Genomic DNA, 21,110 nt, shown 5'->3' with positions numbered 1-21,110 from the left:
CGTCCATCCGTGCCCTCACTGGTCTCCCCCGATCCGCAGTTGTGCCGCCGCCACCCGTTGCCGGATGCCCAGGGCGATCGCCGCGCTGAACGCGAGTGCGGTCAGCAGCAGGCCGAGCGCGGTGAGCCCGATCGGCGTCCAGGGCAGCACGAAGGCCGCCTCGGGCACCGGCCGGCCGGCGGCCGGGGTGAGGATCAGCAGCGGCGCCATGGTGGCGCCCACGCCGGTGCCGAGCAGCAACCCGACACCCACCCCGATGCCGGCCAGGAACGCCTGCTCGGCCAGGAGCGCCCGGGCCAGCAGCCGGGGTGTCGCGCCGAGGGTGTTCAGCACGGCGTACTCGGCGAGCCGGCGGCGGGCGGTCGCCCAGACGTCCACGCCCAGTCCGACCAGCGCCAGCAGCACGCAGCCCAGCGCAGCGGCCAGCAGCCCGGTCCGCGCCCCCAGCCAGTACGGGTCGCGGGCGGCCGCCTCGGCGGTGGCCCGCCGGTCGGCGACGGTGACGCCGGTCAGCGCCGCCGCGGCCGCGGCGGTGGCCCGGTGGCCACCGGGGTCGGTGGCCAGCCACCACTCCGACACCGGCCGCGTCCCGCCCCGCTCCCGCAGCAGCCAGTCCGTGGCGGCGGGCAGGTCGAGCAGGACGCCGGCGCCCGCCGCGGAGGGCAGCGCCGCCACCTCGCCGACCACCTGCACCGGCACCGTGACGCCGGAGAGCTGGAGGTTGAGGGTGTCCCCGTCGCGCAGGCTCAGCGCGGCGCGCACCTGCGGGGTGATCAGCGCGGGCACCGGTGGGCTCGTCCCGTCGGGCACCACGGTGAAGCGGGACCGGTCGTAGGAGATGTACTGCACCTGGTCGTAGGTGACCGATCCGTCGACGCCGATGACGTCGTGCCGCCCGGTCAGGCCGGCGCCGGTCGCCGTCGCCGTGTCGTTGGGGCCGGCCTGCTCGCTGGTCACCCGCCAACCGCCGGCCAGCTGGAGGAGCCGCGCGGCCCCGTCCGCGCCGGCCAGCCGCAGGTCGGCCACCCGCAGGCCGTACGCGGTGCCCTGCGCGTCACCGGCGGCGGCCTCGAAGCCGGCCAGCCGCAGCGTGCCGGTGCCCACGTCGGGCAGGTCGACGGCGAACCGTACCGGCCGACCCGAGCTGTCCGCCGCGCCCAGCGGCAGCCGGTACGCCAACCCTTCCGGGCTGGTCAGCAGGAGCGACACCCGTACCGGGTGCGGGGCCAACGGCCGCTCCACCGGGGTGGCGACGGTGCCGCTGATCCGCCGGGTGCCCGGCGGCAGGTCCACCCCGGCGGGGGCGCCCCGGGCCCGGGCCAGCCGTTGGTAGAGCGCCGGTACCGGCTCGTCGGCCAGCCGGTCGGCGAGCCGGACCACCCCGCCGGCGTGTGCGGCGTCCAGGGCGACCACCGTGGTGGGCAGGTCCTTGGGGCCCAGCCGCACCTCGTCCCGCCATGCCGGCAGCACCGTCCGGGCGCCGGTGAGGGCGCGCAGCTCGCCGGCCCGGCCCGCCGGCGCGGTGCCGTTGCGCTCGGTCACCCGCAGGTCCGCCCCGACGGTGTGGTCGGCCTGGTCGAGGTGCGACCGTTCGCCGGTGGTGACCAGCGACCAGGCCAGCGTGCTGCTGCCCACGGCGAGGGCGAGCAGCAGCACCGGGCCGGCGTGCGGTCGGCGGCCCGCCTGCCACATGCCGAACATGGTGGCCGTCCAGGGCCGGCGGTCGACGAACCGTTCCGCGAACCGGGTGACCGGGGGCAGCAGCCGCAGCGCCACCACCGCGCCGGCCAGCACACCGATGGTGGGCGCGGCGACGAGCAGCGGATCCACGCCCAGCGCTCCGCCCCGGCCGGCCAGCGGGCCGGAGTACTGCCTCAGCTGGGTCCAGGCGAGCACGGCGAGGCCGACCAGCGCCAGGTCGACTCCGGCCCGCTGCACGCTGGCGGAGCGGTCCGGGCGGGAGGCGGCGGCCATGTCGGCGACGTAGGAGCGCGCTCCGCGCAGGGTCGGCGCGACCATCGCCAGCAGGCACCCGGCGGCGGTGGCGAGGGCCACCGCCCAGACCAGAGTGGTGTTCCCGGCGGGCAGCGTGATCCCGTCGGCGGGCCGGACCCGGTGCAGCGCCTCGCCGGCGAGGAACGGGGTGACCAGGACGGCCGGCAGGACGACCAGGGTGGCTTCCCGGGCGGCCAGGCCGGCGAGCTGGGCACGGGCCGCTCCCCGGGCGCGCAGCAGGGCGGTCTGCGCCCGGCGGTCCTCGTGCAGCAGCGCGGCGACCAGGAGCAGCGCGTACCCGCCGAGCACCACGATCAGCAGCAGCGGGGTGAGCAGCGCGGACCGGCCCACCAGGTCGGCCCGGCCGAGCCGGTCGACCAACTGGTCCATCGCGGTCACGGTCTGCGCGGAGGAACCCAGTCCGGCCGCGGTGGGCAGCTCGGTCCCGGCCGCGGCCACCGCCCGGCGGACCGCGTCCAGCCGGGCGGGTTCGACGCGGCCGAGGTCGGGGGCGATCAGCCAGGACGCCGACGTCGGGCCGGGGAAGGTACGCGCGAAGTCCGCGGCGCTGAGCGCGAACGGCCCGTACGAGGTGTCCGACCCGGACCGGGCGGCGTTCGCCCCGGGGGCCAGCCGCCAGTACGGCGAGCCGGGGTCGCGGGCCCGCCAGGTGCCGGCCACCACCACCTCGCCGGTCTTCTCGGTGCTGCGGTCACGTAGCGGCACCCGCTCACCGACGGTCAGTCCGAGCGTCGCGGCGACCCGTTCCGGGACGGTCACCTGCATCGGGGTGGCCCCGTCCACCGGCCAGGCGCCGGCGGTGAGGTCGGCGTGCCCGGCGAGGTCGTCGAGGAGGGCGAGGCTGGCGAAGACGGGGTCGTCGCCCTGGCGGGTGACGGTGCCGAGGTCTCCGGTGAGTTCCCGGCCGGTGCCGGAGCGGGCGGCGACCACGGTCACCGGGGCGCCACCGAAGCCGTCGGCGAGCCATCCGCGTACCGCCCGGTCCCGGTCGGCGAACGCGGCCGCGTCCCGGCCCCCGGCGCCGCTGAGCAGCAGGCTGCGCTCCTCGGGCGGCGAGGCGGCCAGGACGCTGCGCTGGCCGGCGTCGGTCGCCCGGCGGTTGAAGTCGGACAGGCCGGTCACCAGCCCGATCGAGACCAGCGCCGCGACGATCGCCGCGATCAGCAGGCCGCGTGCGGCGCGTGCCCGTCTCCACACCAGCTTCATCCGACGCCTCCCCCGGGCCCGGGCGGGCCAACGCACAGGAAGAGCCGCCACGGTCGCGGAAAGGTTCGCGTCCGTTACATGATCGTTATCCGGATCGATCGACCGGACTGATCGTTCGTCGGCACCCCGGGGCGTCGTTCCGCGACCCGCCGACCGGGCGGGCCGTACGCCCCGGGCGCTCAGCTTCCGGGCAGGTACAGGCCGGCGTCGGCAACGGCGGCCCGCAGCCGAGCTCCGAACCGGTCCACGCTGCCGCCGATCGCGGCCAGGTCCAGCGGCCCGAGCAGCAGCACCGGTCCGTCGTCGGTGATCGCCAGCAGGCACGGCGTGCCGCCCTCGCTGGCCGTCCGGACCTGCGCGTCCCGCTCGTTCAGGTGCACCATCTCCACCGGTACACCCAGGCCGGCGCGGAGCTCCCGCCAGCGCCGCCGGGGGCCGAGCGGGCCGTGGGTGACGTCGCAGAGCGCGCACTCGGCGGTGCCCCGGGCCTTGCCGATCAGGTACGCGAGTTCGCCGCGCAGGCCGCCGTCGGCGTGGTAGACGCCGACCAGCCGCTGGATCACACCGGTGGAGGTCACGCCGGCAAGTGTGCCGCGTCCGCGCCGATCGGACTCTCGGTCAACGGGGCCGGTCGCGGTCCTTGGAGGGCTGTACCCGCTTGGGCTCCCCCGGCATCTTCGGGTGGTCCGGCGGGTACGGCAGGTCGCCCAGGCCGGCCGCGGCGTCCCGGTCGGCCCACTCCAGCAGCGGGGTGATGTCCCACCCGGCGTCGTCGATGCCGGCGTGCGGGTCGCCGCGCTCGGCGAGCCGGGTCGGCACGCTGCGCAGGTCGAAGTCGTCCGGGTCGATTCGCGGCAGCTCGTCCCAGTCGACCGGGGTGGAGACCGTGGCCCGGGCGTTGGCCCGCAAGGAGTAGGCGCAGGCGATCGTCCGGTCCCGCGCCATCTGGTTGTAGTCGACGAAGACCCGGGCTCCCCGCTCCTCCTTCCACCAGGCGGTGGTGACCAGTTCGGGGTTGCGGCGCTCCAGCTCCCGGGCCAGCGCGATGGTGGCCCGGCGCACCTCGACGAACGTCCAGCGCGGTTCGATGCGGAGATAGACGTGCAGCCCGCGACCGCCGGACGTCTTCGGCCAGCCGCGCACACCCAGCTCACCGAGCAGGGCCCGCAGCTCGCCGGCCGCGGTGGCCGCGTCGGCGAAGTCGGTGCCAGGCTGGGGATCGAGGTCGATCCGCAGCTCGTCCGGACGGTCGGGGTCGGCCGCCCGGACCGGCCAGGGGTGGAACACGACGGTGCCCATCTGGGCGGCCCAGGCCACGTGCGCCAGGTCGCTCGGGCGGAGCTCGTCGGCGCCCCGACCGCTCGGGAAGGTGATGCCGACGGTCTGGATCCAGGGCGGAACGCCTCGGGTGGGCACCCGCTTGGAGAAGAAGGCCTCCCCCTCGACGCCGTCGGGGAAGCGCTGCAGGGTGGTCGGCCGATCGCGCAGCGCGCGCATGATGCCGTCGCCGACCGCGAGGTAGTAGTGGAAGACGTCGGCCTTGGTGAAGCCGCGCGCGGGGAAGATCACCCGGTCCGGGCTGGTCAGCCGGACGGTGTGTCCGGCCACCTCGATCTCGGTCACCGTCGCCTTGGCGCTGCCTGCCATTGGGCGACCATATGCCACACCCCCGACGGTCGACGTACCGTTGGCCGGTGAGTCTTTCCGAGAACGAACTGCCCCGTACCGAGGACGAGTGGCGGGTCCGGCTCAGCCCCGAGGAGTTCCGGGTGCTGCGCCAGGCCGGCACCGAGCGACCGTGGACCGGCGAGTACGTCGACACCAAGACCCCCGGCGTCTACCACTGCCGGGCCTGCGGGCTGGAGCTGTTCAGCAGCGACACCAAGTTCGACTCGCACTGCGGCTGGCCGAGTTTCGACGACGCCATCCCGGGGCGGGTCAAGGAGATCGAGGACAACACCCTGGGCATGCGGCGTACGGAGATCCGCTGCGCGCGCTGCGACAGCCACCTGGGGCATGTCTTCCACGGCGAGGGCTTCACCCCGAAGGACACCCGGCACTGCGTCAACTCGATCTCCGTCCGGTTGGAGCCGCGCGACGCCTGACAGTCCCCGGTCCGGCCACGGCCCGCTCCCCCGGTCGCACCCCGGGGGCGCGGGTGGCCAGCCTCACAGTCAGAGCAGCAGCAAGCTGCCGCGGTCGTCCACCTGGTCGGCGGAGTCGTCGTCGAGCCAGACGCCGCCGGTGGCCAGGTAGCGGAAGCGGTACTCGCCGGGCCCGAGCCGGAGGGTGACGGTGCGGGTGCCGTCGCGGCGGGCGACCAGTTCGTGCCGCCCCGGCTCCCAGCCGTTGAAGCAGCCCACCACGCTCACCGTGCCGGGTGGGGTGTCGCGGGGCAGGCAGAAGGTGACCCGGGTCTGGTTGCCGAAGAGCTTGTTCCGCTTGATCACGTGGTCCTCCGAGGTCGAGGCGTTCACCCGGTTCAACGCCCGACACGCCGGTGCGACGCGCCGTGGGCGGCGCCGACCTGCGGGTTTGCCCTCCCGGTGCGCCTGCGGTGCCGCACCCTTGACGGAAATGTCCTTCCACGGGGGGTTCACCATGGCGACCTGCGAGGTCTGCGGCAACGACTACTGGCTGGCCTTCGAGGTGCGCACCGTCAGCGGCGACGTGCACACCTTCGACTCCTTCGAGTGCGCCGCACACAAGTTGGCACCGATCTGCGAGCACTGCCAGGTGAAGATCCTCGGCCACGGGGTCGAGGTCTCCGGCCGCTTCTTCTGCTGCGGCCACTGCGCCCGCAGCGCCACCGGTGAGGGCGCCGAGATCCGCGACGCCGTCGGCGCCCGCCCCGCCTGACCCAGCCGTCCCGGGGCGGGAGCAGACCCACGCCGGCGGTTCCGGTGGGCCGTCACACCCCGGCCGGGCCGGCACTGTCCAGCAACCGCCATCCGCGCTCCTGCCAGGGCTCCTCCCGGCGGCGCAGCGCCTCGGCGCGCTCCTCTGCGACGGCCCGGGCGAGCATGCCGTCGTCGCCGCTCATCCAGCCCTCGCGGCACGCCACCTCGTACTCGTCCCAGTCCTCGATCTCGACCCGCGAGTCCTGTTCGTGGCGTACCGGGTCCAGCTCCAGGTCGACGTAGCGCCAGCCGGCCCCGGCGCGCTCCGCCGGCAGGCAGACGTCGATCTCCAGCCGCCGGTCGCCGGGATCGGCGACCCACCACGCCGCCCAGGGACGGCCCACCGCGACGAGCACGACGGCGGACAGCGACAGGACGCCGTGGTGGTCCGGGCCGCCCCAGGGCGACCCGGCCGCACCGCGCAGCCAGGTCCCGTCGGCGTCCTCGGCGAACGGCTCGAGGTCGAACCAGTAGACGCCGCCCGGGCGTTTGACCTTGAACAGTCGGACCCGCCGCATCTCGTCCACCACCACACGGTAACGGCAGCGGACGGACGACACCGCGGCCCGGGACGGCCGTAGGATCCGGCGGGTGACCGGGAACGACGACGACGTGCGGGTGGCGTCCTTCGACGAGCTGGACGTGCACACCTTCCACGACCTGCTGCGACTGCGGATCGACGTGTTCGTCGTGGAGCAGGAGTGCGCGTACCCGGAGCTGGACGGGCGGGACGTCGAGCCCGGCACCCGGCACCTCTGGCTGCCCGGCCCGGACGGGCCGGCGGCGTACCTGCGGGTGCTGGCCGACCCCGGCGGCGTGGCCCGGATCGGCCGGGTGGTGGTCGCGCCCGCGGCCCGCGGCGCGGGCCTGGCCGGCCGACTCGTGACCGCCGCCCTGCGGTTGGTCGGCGACCGGCCCTGCGTGCTGGAGGCGCAGTCGCACCTGGTGGGCCTCTACGCCCGACACGGTTTCACCGTCAGCGGACCCGAGTACGTCGAGGACGGCATACCACACACGCCGATGCGCCGCCTCCTGAGCGGCCCTCCCACCGTGTAACGTCTTGCCGCCGGGGACCGCTGAGATCCCCAGTGGACGCGGATCGTGGAGGGACGTCAACGGTGAGACTTGCGGGGATCAACTGGAACGGCCGGACGGGCGGCATAGCTGCCGCCATCGTGGCCACCACGGTGGCGGTGACCGCCACCATGGTGGCGGCCGGACCGGACGCCGAGGAGGACGCGGCGGCGCAGTGGGAGGTGGCCGAGGGGCCCGTCAGCACCGCGCTGCACACCGTCGACCTGCCGGCGGCCACACCGACCGAGGTGGTCATGCCGCAGCGGCGCACCGAGAAGTTCTCCATGGTCGGCGTGAGCTGGAGCGACCCGAAGGCCCTGCTGAAGGGCACCATCTCGGTGCGGACCCGGGCGGCCAAGAGCGGCACCTGGTCGGCGTGGAAGCAGCTCACCACCGACGATCCGGGTAGCGCCGAACCGGGTGAGGTGGCTCGCGGCGCGGCCCGGGGCACCGCCGACCCGCTCTGGGCCGGCCCCTCCGACGGCGTCGAGGTGCGCATCGTGGCCGCCTCGGGCAAGGTCACCAACAAGCTGCCGGCCGGGCTGCGGCTGGACCTGATCGACCCGGGCGAGCCGGCCCGGATCCGCAAGCCGCACGCCGCCGGCGCCGACCGCCGCCCGGCGGAGCGGTTCCAGCCGGTCGCGCAGGTGCGGGCGCTGGAGCCGACCGCCACCGAGCCGGCGCCCACCGACCCCGCGCCCACGGACCCGGCGCCCACCGTGACCACCACGGACCCGGCACCGACCACCACCGCCCCGGCCCCGACCACGACCACCACCACGACGGCGCCCGCGCCCACGGACCCGGCGCCCACCATGACCACCACGGACCCGGCACCGACCACCACCGCCCCGGCCCCGACCACGACCACGACCACCACGGTGCCCGCGCCGACCACCTCGGCCCCGACGCCAACCCCGACCGCCACCGCTCCGGCCAACCCGGTGCCGGCCCCCAAGCTGCTCACCCGCGCCCAGTGGGGCGCCAACGAGAAGCTGGTCACCGACCTGCCGCAGTACGGCACCGAGGTGCGCGGCTTCTGGGTGCACCACACCGGGACCAGCAGCGACTACGCCTGCGCCGACTCGGCGGCGATCGTGCGCAGCATCATGACCAACGACGTGCAGGTCAAGGGCTGGAACGACCTGGGCTACAACTTCATGGTCGACAAGTGCGGCACCGTCTACGAGGGGCGCAAGGGCGGTATCGACAAGCCGGTGGTGGGCGCGCAGGTGCTCGGCTTCAACACCAACTACTCGTCGATCGCCGTGATCGGCGACTACCAGAAGGTCGGTGTGTCCAGCACGGTGCTGAACCGCGTCGCGTACCTCGCCGCGTACAAGCTCGCGCCGTACAAGTACGACCCGATGGGAACTTTCACCACCACGGCCGGCGCGAAGAACGGCAAGTTCGCGCTGGGCCAGTCTGTCACGCTGCCCCGCATCCCCGGCCACCGCGACGGTGACCTCACCATCTGCCCGGGCACGCCGTTGTACAACCAACTGCCCGACATCCGGGCGCGGGCCGGCGGCATCATCGGCCTGGCGCTGACCAGCCTCACCGCCCCGAAGGCCGGGTCGACCTACTACACCCGCAGATCGTTCGCGGCGAACTGGACGGTGAGCAGCCAGTCCGAGCTGATCAACCGGTTCGAGGTGCTGGTGGACGGCAAGGTCGCGGCCACCGCGCCGGGCACCGCCCGCACCGTCGCCGCCACCGTGCCGACCGGCACGCACAAGGTGCAGGTACGCGCCGTGCACGCGCTGGGCAGGACGGCCACCAGCGGGGCGCTGACCATCGTCGGCGACACCACCGCACCGACCTTCAGCCGGAACCCGGAGGTCCGGCTGCAGGCCGGCATCGTGAGCACCACCGGCGCCCTGCCGGTCGTGGTCAGCGGTACGGGCACCGACAACGCGGCGCTGCGCTACCTTCAGTTGATCAACTCGCCGAGCGGGATCGCTTCCTCCGGCGCCGGTAGCTGGAAACGCAGCACGCCGAACGGCACCCCGGTCGGATGGCAGCTCAAGGCCCTGGACTGGGCCGGCAACTACCGGTACACCACCGTCGACCGCACCGGGCAGATCGTCACGGAGAGCACCGCAACCCGCACGGGCACCTGGTCCAGCAGGAGCAGCACCTCTTACCTGGGGGGCTCGGCGCTCGCCTCCACCACCAAGGGCGCGGCACTGAAGTGGACATTCACCGGCCGCTCGTTCTCCTGGATCGTCGGCATGGGCCCCACCTCCGGCCAGGCCGACCTCTACGTGGACGGGGTGAAGGTGCGCACGCTCGACACGTACCTGGCCTACAACTCGTACCGCAAGGCGATCTACCACCAGACCTGGACGGCCAGCGGCAGCCACACCGTCGAGGTTCGGGTGGTCGGCACCGCCGGCCGACCGACGGTCATCACCGATGGCGTCGCCGTCATCCGGTGAGCAGGTGAGCTGACACGGCGGGCCCGGGAGGAGAGTTCCTCCGGGGCCCGCCGTCGGTTACCGGCGCATCAGACCAGGCAGGTGACGATGTCGGCGACCGAGCGACGGCGACCGGTGTAGAAGGGGATCTCCTCCCGGACGTGCCGCCGGGCGCCCGAGGCGCGCAGGTCCCGCATCAGGTCGACGATCCGGTGCAGCTCGTCGGCCTCGAAGGCGAGCATCCACTCGTAGTCGCCCAGGGCGAACGAGGCGACCGTGTTGGCCCGGACGTCCGGATAGCCGCGGGCCAGCCGACCGTGCTCGGCCAGCAGCTCGCGCCGCTCGGCGTCCGGCAGCAGGTACCACTCGTACGACCGGACGAACGGGTAGACACAGAGGTAGGGGCGGGCCTCCTCGCCGGCCAGGAACGCCGGGATGTGGCTCTTGTTGAACTCGGCCGGCCGGTGCAGCGCCATCTGCGACCAGACCGGGGTGAGCGACCGGCCCAGCGTGGTCCGCCGGAACCGCAGGTACGCGTCCTGGAGCGCGTCGCTGGACGACGAGTGCCACCAGATCATCAGGTCGGCGTCGGCGCGCAGCCCGGCCACGTCGTACGTGCCGCGGACCACCACGTCCTTGCCGGCCAGCTCCTCGAAGAGGGACTCCACCTCGCCGGTGACGTTGTCCCGCAGGGACGGCAGCGGCCCGGTGGACCGGTACACCGACCACATCGTGTAGCGGATGCTGGCGTTCAGCTCCCGCAGTCGGGCGGCGTTGGTCTGCTCGGTCATGTCCCCGATCCTCCCAGTGCTGTGATGATCTCTTCGGCCGCTGTCGCGCCGGAGCGGACGCAGACCGGAATGCCGACGCCGTCGTAGCCGGCGCCGGCCAGGACCAGCGTGGGGTGCGCCGCGCGCAGCGCCGCCCGGGCCGCCGCCACCCGGTCGAGGTGACCGGGGGTGTACTGCGGCAGGGCGCCGCCCCAGCGCTGCACGTGGCCGGCGACCGGGGTGGGCAGCGGGTCGCCCAGCACCCCGGACAGCTCCTTGCGCACGGCGGCGACCAGGTCGTCGTCGGCGAGCTGGAGCGAGGTCTCCTCGCCGTACCGGCCGACGGAGGCGCGGACCAGGGCCAGCCCGTCGGGCTGGGCGAGGTGCCCCCACTTGGTGGTGAAGAACGTCGACGCCTTGATCAACAGCCCCTCGGTGGCCGGCACCAGGAAGCCGGACAGGCGGGGCAGCCGCGGCGCGGGCAGCGCCAGGGTGACCAGGGCGACGCTGGCGTAGTCGAGGCCGCCGACGGCGGCGGCCACCGCGGGCGCGGCCGCGCCGAGCAGCCGGGCGGCGGGGCGGGCCGGCACGGCGAGCAGCACGGCGTCCGCCTCGACCAGCTCAGGTTCGCGGGTCGGCCCGACCACCAGCCGCCAGCCGCCGTCGGCGGTGGGGGTCAGTTCGCGGACGGTGGCGCCGGTGCGGACGGTGGCTCCGCTGGCGCGTACCGCCGCGTCGACCAGGGTGGACAGCCCGCCGGCGAGGGTGCCGAAGACCGGCGCGCCGGGCGCCCGGGGGGCGGCGGCCTGCGCGGCCCGGACCGCGCCGACCAGGGTGTGCTCGACCCGGGCGGCCCGGGCCAGGGCCGGCATGGTGGTGGCCAGCGACAGGTCGTCGGCCCGGCCGGCGTAGACGCCGCCGAGCATCGGGTCGACCAGCCGGTCCACCACCGGGTCGCCGAGGCGGGCCCGGACCAGCGCGCCGACGGCCACGTCGTCGTCCGCGCCGAGCAGCGGCCGGCCGGCGTCGCGGTCGGCGTCCGCGGCCGGCGGCGCGACCGTGGCCACCTGCGCCAGGTCCCCGGGTACGCCGACCAGGGTGCCGCCCGGGATCGGGCGCAGCGCGCCGTCGACGGCGAGGGCGGCCTGCCCGACGGTGGGGTGCACGATCTGCTCGGCCAGACCGAGCCGGCGGATCAGGGCCACCGCCGCGGACTCCCCGCCGGCCGGGTCGCGCATCAGGAACGACTCGGCGCCCAGCTCGACGGTGCGGCCGGCCACCTCGCCGGTGCGCAGCTTGCCGCCGAGGGCGGCGGAGCCCTCGTACACGGTGATCTCGGTGCCGGCGGGGGCGCGGTCGCGCAACCGGACCGCGGCGGCCAGGCCGGTGATCCCGCCCCCGATGATCGCGATCCGCCGTGCCCGGGTCATGGTCAGCCCCGGTCCGCCGGGGCGGCGGAGAGCTCGTGGACCAGCGCGACCACCCGGGTCAGCACGTCCGGGTCGGTCTCCGGCAGCACGCCGTGGCCGAGGTTGAACACGTGCCCCGGCGCGGCCCGGCCCTCGGCGAGGATCCGCCGGACCTCGGCCTCGACGACCGGCCACGGGGCGAACAGGGTGGTCGGGTCGAGGTTGCCCTGCACGGCCTTGTCCGGGCCGATCCGGCGGGTGGCGACGTCTAGCGGGGTACGCCAGTCCACGCCCACCACGTCGGCGCCGGCCTCGCCCATCGCGCCGAGCAGTTCCCCGGTGCCCACCCCGAAGTGGATCCGCGGCACGCCGGCGTCCGCCAGGCCGGCCAGCACCTTCGCCGAGTGCGGCATGACGAAGCGGCGGTAGTCGGCCTCGGAGAGCGCGCCGGCCCACGAGTCGAAGAGCTGCACGGCGGAGACCCCGGCCGCGACCTGCACCCGCAGGAACGCCAGGGTGACGTCGGCGAGCCGGCCGCAGAGCGCGTGCCACAGCTCCGGGTCGCCGTACATCATCGCCTTGGTCTTGGCGTGGGTGCGCGACGGCCCGCCCTCGACCAGATAGCTGGCCAGGGTGAACGGGGCGCCCGCGAAACCGATCAGCGGGGTGTCGCCCAGCTCGGCGACGAGCAGCCGGACCGCCTCGTCGACGTACGGGACGTCGTCGCGGCCGATCGGCCGGATCCGCTCCACGTCGGCGGCGGTACGCACCGGCTCGGCCACCACCGGACCGGTGCCGGGCACGATGTCCAGGTCGACCCCGGCGGCGGCGACGGGCACGACGATGTCGCTGAACAGGATCGCCGCGTCGACCCCGTGCCGGCGCACCGGCTGGAGGGTGATCTCGGAGACCAGTTCGGGGCGGCGGCAGGACTCCAGCATCGCCACGTTGGCCCGGATCTCGCGGTACTCCGGCAGCGACCGGCCGGCCTGGCGCATGAACCAGACCGGGGTGTGCGGGACCGGCTGACGCCGGCAGGCCCGGACGAACGGCGAGTCGGCCGGTCCGCCGGGGCGGGGGGCTCCGTCTCGGGCGGCAGTGCCCGTGGTGTCGGTGGTCATCGCGGCAATCGTGCCACGCCCGCCGGGCCGCCCCCGCACCCCCGCCGCCTTTTGTGACGTGCGGGCACGCCCCCGGTGGACGCCGCCGGTGGAGCCGCAGCCCCTTCTCAACCCGCGCCGGCCGTCGGCGTGCCGTTGCCGGCGGTGGGGCCGTGCGGGCATAGGCTTCCGGCATGGCCCCCCCGACCGCGATTCCGGAGACGTTCGCCCGCGCGGTCTCGGGGCTGCGGTCGGCCACCTGCCGTCCCGAGATCGTCCTGGAGGAGGTCGGCGCGCCGCAGCGGCTCGCGCCGTACGGCTTCGCGCTCTCCGCCGGGGTGCACCGGGACGACGACGAGGTGGCGACCGGACGGCTGATCCTGCTGCACGACCCCGCCGGGCACGAGGCGTGGCAGGGCACCCTGCGGCTGGTCACCTACGTGACCGCCGACCTGGAGGTCGACCTGGCGGCCGATCCGCTGCTGCCCGGGGTGGGCTGGACGTGGCTGACCGATGCGCTGGAGGCGCACGGGGCGCGATACCGGGCGGCCGGCGGCACGATCACGCAGACCCTCTCCACCCGCTTCGGCGAGCTGGCCGGGCCACCCGCGGCCGGTGACATCGAGATCCGGGCGTCCTGGACCCCGCTCGGCGAGAACCTGAGCGCCCACCTGCTGGCCTGGTGCACGCTGCTGGCCTCGACGGCGGGGCTGCCGCCGCCCGGGGTGACCGCACTGGCCGACCGCCGACCCGCCGGCGCCGTCTGACCCCGGCCGCCGCCACCTGAGGGGCGGCGACGGCCGGGCGACCCGGTCAGAGGTAGTTCTCGGCCTCGTTGCAGATCTTGTCCAGCCCCTTGCTGGCGGTCTCGAAGGCACTCCGGTTGCCCGCCGCCGCCGCGTTGAGGGCGGTGGTCAGCTTGTCCAGGCAGGTCGCGATGATCTTCTTCTGCCGGGCCTGCTCGTCCCGGTCGTTGCGGGTGCCGGTGAGGTCCTGCTGGGTGTCGGCCAGCTTGTCCCGGGCCCCCTGAAGGTCGCCCCGGAGCTTCTTCATCTCCTCGGTGTTGCCGGCGATGGTGTCGTCCCGCTCGCTGACCCGGCGCTCGGCGCTGGTCAGCTCGCCGCTCTTGGCGACGTACAGGCCGGTCATCACGCCGCTGAGCACGAACAGCAGCCCGGCCACCACCGCCAGGATCAGCAGCTGGCGGCTGCGGCCCGCCTTCGGGGCCGGCAGGTCGTAGGGCGGCGCCGATCCGGGTGGCGCCGACATCGGCTGCCCGAACGCCGGGGCCGGCGACGCGAACGCGGTGGTCTGCCCCGGCTGCCCGAATCCCGGGTGCGGTGTCGCCGGCGTGGGCGGGGGCTGCCCGAACGTCGGGCCCGACACCGGCGGGGCGGGCGCGCCGTACGGGGGTGCCGAGCCGGGCGGGGCCGACATCGGCTGCCCGTACGGCGACCTCGACGCGGGCGGGGGCGGCTGGCCGTACGCCGGTCCCGACGTCGGTGGCGCGGGCGGGGGCGGGGGCGGCTGGCCGTACGCCGGTCCCGACGTCGGGGGCGGGGGCGGGGGCGGGGGCGGCTGGCCGTACGCCGGTCCCGACGTCGGTGGGGCGTACCGGCCGGCGCCTGAGGGCGCGGGATCCGGCGCGTCCGGCGCCGGCGGGGTGGCGGCCGGGTACGAGCCGCCGCCGTGGCGGCTGCCGTAGACGGAACCCGCCGGGCGCTGACCGGGCGGGGCGGCCGGCGGCGGGTACGCCGGCCGGTAGCCGCCCGGCTCGGTCGGTGGCTGGGACATCGTTGCATTCCTCCAGGGCACTGCTGGTCCGGTGCGGGTTCCCCGCGGCGGACCGAAAGGTGAAGCGGGTCGATGGCCGGCGTGCGGCGTCGGGCGGTCGGGCTGACGGTCGGTGTCGACGCGGACGGGAGGCCGCGCGGATCAGCAGATCCGGAAGCCGGCGCAGGCGGTCCTGATTGGTACGGCGAGGCCGATGCCCTCGGCGTTACGGGCCTTGGCGGTGGCGATGCCGACGACCTGCTTGGCACCGTTGATGACCGGCCCGCCCGAGTTGCCAGGGTTGATCGGCGCGTCGAACTGGATGACCTGCCCGGAACCGCTCTCGTCCTTGCGGAAGGCGCTCACCACCCCGGTGGTGACGCTGTCCTCCAGGCCGAGCGGGGCGCCGACCACGATGATCTGCTGGCCGGAGCGGACCGGGCTGGGCGCGGTGGTCAGGCCGGTGAACTTGGCGGTGGTCCGCAGGTGGGCCACGTCGTGCTCCTTGTCCACCTTGACGATGGTGGCCGGGAAGCGCTGGCCGGTGCGCTCCAGGAAGACCTTGCGACCGCCGTCACTCCAGACCGACTCCACCACGTGGAAGTTGGTGAACAGGTTCGCCCCACCACCGGCGGCGGGCTTGCCGACCACGAAGGCGGTGCCGGTGAACTGGCCGGCCCGGACGCGGAAGACGCTGGGCAGCACGGTCTTGGCGATGGCCTCCGGGTTGAACGCGGCGTCGGCCTGCCGCTCCAGTGCGTCGGTCCGCTGCGTCAGGTCGTCGAGGCGGGCCTCGTGATCGTCCTGCCCGGCCTCCAGCCGCCGGCCGGTGTCGGAAAGCCGACCGATCTGGTACGCCTGGACGCCGGTGACGACCGCCAGCACGACCGCCACCGCGATCGCGACCGGAGCGGTCCAGCGCCTGCGGGACGGTGCGTCGGCACCCGTCCCGGGCAGGCCACCGCCGTGGCCGGACGCGACCGGACCGGGGCCGAAGGGCGCAGCGGAGACCGGGCCGGGCGGTACCGGCGGGACGGCCCCGCCGGTGGCGGGGACGCCACCCCACGGAGCGGTGACCGGCGGCGGGGACCAGCCGTCCCGGGAGGCCGGCGGCGCGACGGCCGTGCCGGCGGGCGGGGCGGTGCCGCGCTGCCCGGCGAAGCCCCGGTGCTGCTCACCGGCGGTGGGCCAGGCGGTGCCACCGGACGGGCCGGCGGCGGCCGGCGGGTAGGACGGCGCGGGCGGGTAGGCCGGCCCGACCGGCGGGGCCGGGGGCGGAGTCGGGTACGCGTTGGTCGGCGGCCAGGGCCGCTCCGTCCGGGGCGCCCGCGGCCCCGGCGGGCCGTCACCGGCGAGCTCCGGCCGGCGCTCGGCGTCGCTGCCCGGCGGCGCGCCGCCCGGCCCGTACCAAGCCGTCATGATCGTTCTGCCTCCCCGTCGACGTCTCCTGCGACGCCGCCTCGGGCACCTCGACCGGCACGACGCTCGATGGACCGTACCTGCGTGAAGGGGGTTTGTCTCCCCCGTTGTCCGCTTCGGCACGCCACTGCGCGGCCGCTTCGTGGACACCACGCCGACCGGCTCCGCACACCGGATCGTGGCGGGCACTAGGGTTGTCAGGTGACAGACGAACCACCCCTGCGCCGTCGGGCCGTCGACAGCCGTGATGGAGCCGTCCCCTCCCCGGCCGCGCCCGAGCCGGCGGACGCGGCGGCCGACCAGCCCGTCGGCGGCCCCGTTCCGCTGACCGCCCCCCGTGACGGAACCCCCCAGCCGGTGGCCACACCGCGCGAACTGGACGAGGTCGTGGCCCGCTTCGCGGCGGGCGGCGGCCCGGTCGCCCTGGACGCCGAGCGCGCCTCGGGCTACCGGTACAGCCAGCGGGCCTACCTGGTGCAGCTGCGCCGGGCCGGCGCCGGCACGGCCCTGATCGATCCCCTGCCGCTGCCCGACCTGAGCACCCTGGACGCGGTGATCGGCGAGGCGGAGTGGGTGCTGCACGCGGCCAGCCAGGACCTGGCCTGCCTCGCGGAGGTGGGGTTGCGCCCGCGCCGGCTCTTCGACACCGAGCTGGCCGCCCGGCTGGCCGGCTTCGAGCGGGTCGGCCTGGCCGCGCTGACCGAGCAGTTGCTCGGCTACACGCTGGAGAAGCACCACTCCGCCGCGGACTGGTCCAGCCGGCCGCTGCCGGAGTCGTGGCTGACCTACGCGGCACTCGACGTGGAGATGCTGGTCGACCTGCGGGACGCCCTCGACGAGGAGCTGACCCGGCAGGGCAAGTCGGCGTGGGCCGCGGAGGAGTTCGCCGCGCTGGTCCGCAACGGCGCGCGTCCGCCGAAGGTGCGCGCGGAGCCGTGGCGACGGACCTCGGGGATCCACCGGGTCCGCGGGGCGCGGGCGCAGGCGCGGGTCCGTTCCCTCTGGTACGCCCGCGACCAGATCGCCGCCCGGCGGGACGCCGCGCCCGGCCGGGTGCTGCCGGACTCGGCCATCGTGGCCGCCGCCGAGCTGGACCCGAAGGACGAGAAGACCCTGCTCACCCTCCCCGGGTTCGGTGGCCGTTCGGTGCGCCGGCTGGCCCGGACGTGGCTGGCCGCGCTGGACGACGCCCGGCAGTTGCCGGAGGACGCGTTGCCGGTCACGCCGACGGTGGAGGGTCCTCCCCCGCCGCACCGGTGGGCGGAGCGGGACCCGGTGGCGGCGGGCCGGTTGGCCCGGTGCCGGGAGGTCGTGGTGCGGATCTCCGGCGAGCACCGGATGCCGGCGGAGAACCTGATCGCCCCGGACTCGATCCGTCGGCTTGCCTGGCAGCCCCCGGAGGAGGTCACCGACGACACGGTCGCCGAGACGCTGCGCGGTTTCGGCGCCCGGGAGTGGCAGCTCGGCCTTCTCCTGCCCGACCTCACCCGGGCGCTGACGGAACCCACCCCCTGATCCGCCCGCGTGCGGACGCCGGTGTGGGATGGGCCACACGGGGGGTGGTGTCGAGGTTGGTTACTGACGAGTAGCATCCGAGGGGCCACGCCCGTGCCGGCGACCCTCGTTCGGTCCGTTGTGCCGCCTGTCGGCACGGAGGCCGAATCATGGTCGATAAGGAGGCTCAAGTGCCCCGTGAAGTCCGGGATGTCGTCTTCGTCGACGGCGTCCGCACCCCGTTCGGCAAGGCGGGTGGGATGTATGCCAACACCCGCGCCGACGACCTCGTGATCCGCTGCATCCGCGAGCTGCTGCGCCGTAACCCGCAGCTGCCGCCGGAGCGGGTCGAGGAGGTCGCGATCGCCGCCACCACCCAGATCGGCGACCAGGGGCTGACCATCGGTCGGACCGCCGCCCTGCTGGCCGGCCTGCCCAAGACCGTTCCCGGCTTCGCCATCGACCGGATGTGCGCCGGCGCGATGACCGCGGTGACCGCCGTCGCCGGTGGCATCGCCATGGGCGCGTACGACATCGCCATCGCCGGCGGCGTCGAGCACATGGGCCGCCACCCGATGGGTGAGGGCGTCGACCCCAACCCGCGGATCATCGCGGAGAAGCTGGTCGACCCGTCCGCCCTGGTCATGGGCTCGACCGCGGAGAACCTGCACGACCGGGTCCCGCACATCACCAAGGAGCGCACCGACGCGTTCGCGCTCGCCTCGCAGCAGAAGACCGCCAAGGCGTACGCCAACGGCAAGCTCCAGGACGACCTGGTGCCGGTGGCGATCCGCGACGCCGAGGGCGGCTGGGGCCTGGCCACCACCGACGAGGCGCCCCGGGAGACCTCGCTGGAGAAGCTGGCCACCCTGAAGACCCCGTTCCGCCCGCACGGCAAGGTCACCGCGGGCAACGCGGCCGGCCTGAACGACGGCGCCACCGCCAGCCTGCTCGCCGACGAGGCCACCGCCCGCGAGCTGGGCCTGCCGGTCGCCATGCGGCTGGTGTCGTACGGCTTCGTCGGCGTCGAGCCCGAGGTGATGGGCGTCGGCCCGATCCCGTCGACCGAGAAGGCGCTGCGCATCGCCGGCCTGACCATCGACGACATCGGCCTGTTCGAGCTGAACGAGGCGTTCGCCGTGCAGGTGCTCGCCTTCCTCGACCACTTCGGCATCGCCGACGACGACCCGCGGGTCAACCCGTGGGGTGGCGCGATCGCCATCGGTCACCCGCTCGCCTCCTCCGGCGTACGGCTGATGACCCAGCTGGCCCGGCAGTTCGCCGAGCACCCCGAGGTCCGCTACGGCCTCACCGCCATGTGCATCGGCATCGGCATGGGTGGCACCGTGATCTGGGAGAACCCGCACTGGACGGAGGGCAACAAGTGAGCGCGCTCGCCGCACCGAACGAGGTCGTGACCCGGGCGCTGCTGCGCCAGGTACGCGTACCGGGCCTGGAGAAGCCGGCCGCCCTGATCACCCTGGACAACGGCTTCGACCACACCAAGCCGAACACCTTCGGCCCGGCCGGTCTGACCAGCCTGGACGAGGCGGTCACCGCCGCCCTTGCGGCGGACCCGGCGTTCATCGCGGTCACCGGCAAGCCGTACATCTTCTGCGTCGGCGCCGACATCGTCGGCCTGCCGGCGCTGGCCGACCGGGACCAGGCGCTGGAGATCGGCCGGCTCGGCCACCGGGTCTTCGCCCGGCTCAAGGACAGCGCGGTCCCCACCTTCGCCTTCGTCAACGGCGCGGCGATGGGCGGCGGCCTGGAGCTGGCCCTGCACTGCCACTACCGGACGCTGTCGTCCGGCGCGGCGGCGCTGGCGCTGCCCGAGGTGTCGCTCGGGCTGGTCCCCGGCTGGGGCGGCACCCAGCTGCTGCCGAACCTGATCGGCATCCCGGCCGCGACCCAGGTGATCATCCAGAACCCGCTGATGCAGAACAAGATGCTCAAGCCGAAGCAGGCCGCCGAGCTGGGCATGGCGGACGTGCTGCTGGAGCCGGCGGACTTCCTGGAGCGGTCGCTGGAGTGGGCCGCCGGCGTGGTCCGCGGCGAGGTCACCGTGACCCGGCCCGAGGTCGACAAGGACATGTGGGCGGGCGTGCTCTACTTCGCCCGGCAGACCCTCGACCAGCGGCTGCACGGCGCGGTCCCGGCCGCGTACAAGGCGCTGGACCTGCTGGAGACGGCGAAGGACGCCGACTTCGCCACCGGCACCGCCGCCGAGGACGAGGCCCTGGCCGACCTGGTCTTCTCCGAGGAGCTGCGCAGCGGTCTGTACGCCTTCGACCTGGTGCAGCGGCGGGCCAAGCGGCCGGCCGGCGCGCCGGACAAGGGCCTGGCCCGACCGGTGACCAAGGTGGGCATCGTGGGCGCCGGCCTGATGGCCAGCCAGCTCGCCCTGCTCTTCGCCCGCCGCCTCCAGGTGCCGGTCGTCATGACCGACCTGGACCAGTCCCGGGTGGACAAGGGTGTCGGCTACGTGCACACCCAGATCGAGAAGGCCGTCAGCAAGGGCCGGATGGACAAGGGCACCGCCGCCAAGCTGTACGGCCTGGTGAGCGGCTCGGTCGACAAGTCCGTCTTCGCCGACGCCGACTTCGTCATCGAGGCCGTCTTCGAGGACCTGGGCGTCAAGAAGCAGGTCTGGGCCGAGCTGGAGAAGATCGTCAAGCCGGAGGCGGTGCTCGCCACCAACACCTCCAGCCTGTCGGTGACCGAGATGGCCGCCGACCTGGAGCACCCGGAGCGGGTCGTCGGCTTCCACTTCTTCAACCCGGTGGCGATGATGCCGCTGCTGGAGATCGTCCGGGGCGAGCGCACCGACGACGCCACGCTGGCCACCGCGTTCGCCGTCGGCAAGCAGCTGAAGAAGTCGTCGGTGCTGGTGAAGGACGCCCCGGCGTTCGTGGTGAACCGGCTGCTGACCCGCTTCCTCGGCACCGTCTTCGCCGCCGTCGACGCCGGCACCCCGCTGGAGGTGGCGAACCGCGCGCTGGACCCGCTGGGCCTGCCGATGCGTCCGCTCGCCCTGCTCCAGCTGGTCGGGCCGGCCGTGGCGTACCACGTGGGCGGCACCCTGCACGCCGCGTTCCCGGACCGGTTCGCGGTCAGCGAGAACCTCAAGCGGATCGCCGACTCCGGCCAGCCCATCGTGACCGACGACCAGATCAACGACGAGGTCGCCAAGCTGCTCGTGGTCGGCGACCAGCCGCTCACCGAGGAGCAGGTCCGGCAGAACGCGCTGGACGCGCTGGCCCAGGAGATCCGGCTGATGCTGGACGAGGGCGTGGTCGCCGAGGCGCAGGACATCGACCTGTGCATGATCCTCGGCGCCGGCTGGCCGTTCCACCTGGGCGGCGTCACGCCGTACCTGGACCGGACCGGCACCTCCGAGCGGGTCGCCGGCAAGCGGTTCCTGCCGCGCGGGGCTGCCAGCCTGCGCTGACCCGCCCGAGACATACCGCTCCCCCGCGATCGCGGTGGCCGGCCGTCCGCACTGGACGGATCGGCCACCGCGATCGTC

Annotated in this window: 19 protein-coding genes; 9 read left to right on the top strand and 10 right to left on the bottom strand. The window is 74.7% G+C overall.

Features of this window, described 5'->3' with window-relative positions:
• Nucleotides 1-15 precede the first annotated feature (15 nt).
• The 3 genes from GA0074704_RS11525 to ligD form a co-directional block, all read right to left on the bottom strand.
• Entirely contained in the window at nt 16-3,222 is a 3,207-nt protein-coding gene (locus GA0074704_RS11525) for an FtsX-like permease family protein (protein ID WP_088970504.1), read from the bottom strand.
• A 179-nt stretch (nt 3,223-3,401) separates the two neighbouring features.
• Entirely contained in the window at nt 3,402-3,800 is a 399-nt protein-coding gene (locus GA0074704_RS11520; RefSeq protein WP_088970503.1) for a hypothetical protein, read from the bottom strand.
• 40 nt (nt 3,801-3,840) lie between these two features.
• Nucleotides 3,841-4,869, bottom strand: a complete 1,029-nt coding sequence (gene ligD / locus GA0074704_RS11515) for a non-homologous end-joining DNA ligase (protein ID WP_088970502.1) — start codon at nt 4,867-4,869, stop codon at nt 3,841-3,843.
• A 47-nt stretch (nt 4,870-4,916) separates the two neighbouring features.
• Here ligD and msrB point away from each other — a divergent pair, with 47 nt between their 5' ends.
• Nucleotides 4,917-5,327, top strand: a complete 411-nt coding sequence (gene msrB, locus GA0074704_RS11510; protein ID WP_088970501.1) for a peptide-methionine (R)-S-oxide reductase MsrB — start codon at nt 4,917-4,919, stop codon at nt 5,325-5,327.
• A gap of 69 nt (nt 5,328-5,396) precedes the next feature.
• On the opposite strand, the gene GA0074704_RS11505 is transcribed toward msrB, so the two are convergent.
• Complete coding sequence (locus GA0074704_RS11505) at nt 5,397-5,672, bottom strand: glycoside hydrolase (RefSeq protein ID WP_088973609.1); 276 nt, start codon at nt 5,670-5,672, stop codon at nt 5,397-5,399.
• A gap of 151 nt (nt 5,673-5,823) precedes the next feature.
• On the opposite strand from GA0074704_RS11505, the gene GA0074704_RS11500 reads away from it, so the two are divergent.
• Complete coding sequence (locus GA0074704_RS11500; protein WP_088973608.1) at nt 5,824-6,081, top strand: Prokaryotic metallothionein; 258 nt, start codon at nt 5,824-5,826, stop codon at nt 6,079-6,081.
• A gap of 52 nt (nt 6,082-6,133) precedes the next feature.
• Here the strand turns inward: GA0074704_RS11500 and GA0074704_RS11495 are convergent, their stop codons facing one another.
• Nucleotides 6,134-6,640: a DUF402 domain-containing protein gene (locus GA0074704_RS11495; RefSeq protein ID WP_231926904.1), complete on the bottom strand. Its 507-nt coding sequence runs from the start codon at nt 6,638-6,640 to the stop codon at nt 6,134-6,136.
• Nucleotides 6,641-6,713: 73 nt separating this feature from the next.
• On the opposite strand from GA0074704_RS11495, the gene GA0074704_RS11490 reads away from it, so the two are divergent.
• The gene (locus GA0074704_RS11490; RefSeq protein ID WP_088970499.1) at nt 6,714-7,178 is read left to right on the top strand and encodes a GNAT family N-acetyltransferase; all 465 of its coding nucleotides are present in this window, start codon (nt 6,714-6,716) and stop codon (nt 7,176-7,178) included.
• A gap of 62 nt (nt 7,179-7,240) precedes the next feature.
• Nucleotides 7,241-9,637 (top strand): N-acetylmuramoyl-L-alanine amidase, encoded by a 2,397-nt coding sequence (locus GA0074704_RS11485; protein WP_157743650.1) that lies wholly within the window; start codon nt 7,241-7,243, stop codon nt 9,635-9,637.
• A gap of 68 nt (nt 9,638-9,705) precedes the next feature.
• Here the strand turns inward: GA0074704_RS11485 and hemQ are convergent, their stop codons facing one another.
• The 3 genes from hemQ to hemE are packed head-to-tail and all read right to left on the bottom strand — an operon-like array spanning nt 9,706 to nt 12,916.
• Nucleotides 9,706-10,407 (bottom strand): hydrogen peroxide-dependent heme synthase, encoded by a 702-nt coding sequence (gene hemQ, locus GA0074704_RS11480; RefSeq protein ID WP_088970497.1) that lies wholly within the window; start codon nt 10,405-10,407, stop codon nt 9,706-9,708.
• Nucleotides 10,404-11,816: a protoporphyrinogen oxidase gene (hemG, locus tag GA0074704_RS11475; protein ID WP_088970496.1), complete on the bottom strand. Its 1,413-nt coding sequence runs from the start codon at nt 11,814-11,816 to the stop codon at nt 10,404-10,406. Before hemG ends, hemQ begins: the two co-directional genes overlap by 4 nt.
• A 2-nt stretch (nt 11,817-11,818) precedes the next feature.
• The gene (gene hemE, locus GA0074704_RS11470) at nt 11,819-12,916 is read right to left on the bottom strand and encodes a uroporphyrinogen decarboxylase (RefSeq protein ID WP_088970495.1); all 1,098 of its coding nucleotides are present in this window, start codon (nt 12,914-12,916) and stop codon (nt 11,819-11,821) included.
• A 173-nt stretch (nt 12,917-13,089) separates the two neighbouring features.
• Between hemE and GA0074704_RS11465 the strand changes: the two genes are divergently transcribed.
• The gene (locus GA0074704_RS11465; protein WP_088970494.1) at nt 13,090-13,662 is read left to right on the top strand and encodes a DUF3000 domain-containing protein; all 573 of its coding nucleotides are present in this window, start codon (nt 13,090-13,092) and stop codon (nt 13,660-13,662) included.
• Nucleotides 13,663-13,708: 46 nt separating this feature from the next.
• On the opposite strand, the gene GA0074704_RS29390 is transcribed toward GA0074704_RS11465, so the two are convergent.
• Entirely contained in the window at nt 13,709-14,164 is a 456-nt protein-coding gene (locus tag GA0074704_RS29390; RefSeq protein ID WP_231926820.1) for a hypothetical protein, read from the bottom strand.
• Nucleotides 14,165-14,246: 82 nt separating this feature from the next.
• On the opposite strand from GA0074704_RS29390, the gene GA0074704_RS29385 reads away from it, so the two are divergent.
• Nucleotides 14,247-14,600 (top strand): hypothetical protein, encoded by a 354-nt coding sequence (locus GA0074704_RS29385; protein ID WP_231926819.1) that lies wholly within the window; start codon nt 14,247-14,249, stop codon nt 14,598-14,600.
• 230 nt (nt 14,601-14,830) lie between these two features.
• On the opposite strand, the gene GA0074704_RS11455 is transcribed toward GA0074704_RS29385, so the two are convergent.
• Nucleotides 14,831-16,087, bottom strand: coding sequence for a S1C family serine protease (locus GA0074704_RS11455; RefSeq protein ID WP_088970492.1), 1,257 nt, complete (start codon nt 16,085-16,087; stop codon nt 14,831-14,833).
• A 201-nt stretch (nt 16,088-16,288) separates the two neighbouring features.
• Between GA0074704_RS11455 and GA0074704_RS11450 the strand changes: the two genes are divergently transcribed.
• The 3 genes from GA0074704_RS11450 (at nt 16,289) to GA0074704_RS11440 (ending at nt 21,032) form a co-directional block, all read left to right on the top strand.
• Nucleotides 16,289-17,602, top strand: coding sequence for a ribonuclease D (locus GA0074704_RS11450; protein WP_088970491.1), 1,314 nt, complete (start codon nt 16,289-16,291; stop codon nt 17,600-17,602).
• A 170-nt stretch (nt 17,603-17,772) separates the two neighbouring features.
• Nucleotides 17,773-18,969 (top strand): thiolase family protein, encoded by a 1,197-nt coding sequence (locus GA0074704_RS11445; protein ID WP_088970490.1) that lies wholly within the window; start codon nt 17,773-17,775, stop codon nt 18,967-18,969.
• Nucleotides 18,966-21,032: a 3-hydroxyacyl-CoA dehydrogenase NAD-binding domain-containing protein gene (locus tag GA0074704_RS11440; RefSeq protein WP_088970489.1), complete on the top strand. Its 2,067-nt coding sequence runs from the start codon at nt 18,966-18,968 to the stop codon at nt 21,030-21,032. The genes GA0074704_RS11445 and GA0074704_RS11440 overlap by 4 nt, the downstream gene beginning before the upstream one ends.
• Nucleotides 21,033-21,110 lie beyond the last annotated feature (78 nt).

This window comes from Micromonospora siamensis (assembly GCF_900090305.1).
GTDB lineage: Bacteria > Actinomycetota > Actinomycetes > Mycobacteriales > Micromonosporaceae > Micromonospora > Micromonospora siamensis.
This window is presented reverse-complemented; position numbering and strand designations above follow the sequence as displayed.

Excerpts from the sequence above, each read along its gene's own strand:
- GA0074704_RS11495 (WP_231926904.1), bottom strand. The coding sequence starts at position 6,640 with ATGCGGCGGGTCCGACTGTTCAAGGTCAAACGCCCGGGCGGCGTCTAC.
- GA0074704_RS29390 (WP_231926820.1), bottom strand. The coding sequence starts at position 14,164 with ATGTCGGCGCCACCCGGATCGGCGCCGCCCTACGACCTGCCGGCCCCG.
- GA0074704_RS11465 (WP_088970494.1), top strand. The coding sequence starts at position 13,090 with ATGGCCCCCCCGACCGCGATTCCGGAGACGTTCGCCCGCGCGGTCTCG.
- hemG (WP_088970496.1), bottom strand. The coding sequence starts at position 11,816 with ATGACCCGGGCACGGCGGATCGCGATCATCGGGGGCGGGATCACCGGC.
- ligD (WP_088970502.1), bottom strand. The coding sequence starts at position 4,869 with ATGGCAGGCAGCGCCAAGGCGACGGTGACCGAGATCGAGGTGGCCGGA.
- GA0074704_RS11500 (WP_088973608.1), top strand. The coding sequence starts at position 5,824 with ATGGCGACCTGCGAGGTCTGCGGCAACGACTACTGGCTGGCCTTCGAG.
- GA0074704_RS11525 (WP_088970504.1), bottom strand. The coding sequence starts at position 3,222 with ATGAAGCTGGTGTGGAGACGGGCACGCGCCGCACGCGGCCTGCTGATC.
- hemQ (WP_088970497.1), bottom strand. The coding sequence starts at position 10,407 with ATGACCGAGCAGACCAACGCCGCCCGACTGCGGGAGCTGAACGCCAGC.
- hemE (WP_088970495.1), bottom strand. The coding sequence starts at position 12,916 with ATGACCACCGACACCACGGGCACTGCCGCCCGAGACGGAGCCCCCCGC.
- GA0074704_RS11455 (WP_088970492.1), bottom strand. The coding sequence starts at position 16,087 with ATGACGGCTTGGTACGGGCCGGGCGGCGCGCCGCCGGGCAGCGACGCC.